At 47.5% G+C, this 501-nt stretch carries 2 pseudogenes; both read left to right on the top strand.

From position 1 onward, the window contains the following. A pseudogene (locus R7E78_RS31120) lies at positions 1 to 230 on the top strand (peptidase S41); the annotation flags it as partial. 73 nt (positions 231 to 303) lie between these two features. Continuing rightward, a pseudogene (locus tag R7E78_RS31115) lies at positions 304 to 501 on the top strand (hypothetical protein); the annotation flags it as partial.

The raw sequence follows: 501 nt of genomic DNA, 5'->3' as shown, positions 1-501 counted from the left end.
GTTTAGATAATCGAGTTGAAGGTTGTTGGGTAGATGACGACCTAACGAAGCCGCTAGGCGATACATCCGAGGGCATGCTATCTGCCGCACTCAACTACATGGATACAGGAACTTGTCCACAAGTGTCGCCTGCGAGTTTCAACACAATGCCACTTAACAGCGACTCTCCAGCACTTAAGGATCACCGTTCACCACTAAGAACAGAGGCTATACATGTTGAGATCAACTAGATCAAGGCGCGCAACAGCTATAAGACTTTGTGCTTGTCTTGGACTAACTCTGCCGATTTTGGGGTGTGAAGCAATGTCACGAGAACCTGTTGAAGCCTTAAGCATTAAAACCACGCCGGAGGCCGTAACGGAAGTACAAGCTTCGATTGCACAAATTCAAGGTACGCCAGCACCGAGAATCGCAAGCAACGTATTTGAATCGTCTCCGCACTTGTTGATTGAGAAAGGCAGAGTTAAAGGCAAGGATAACGTGCTACTAGACGGTAGCTAT

The organism is Vibrio sp. YT-19(2023), assembly GCF_033337395.1.
This window is presented reverse-complemented; position numbering and strand designations above follow the sequence as displayed.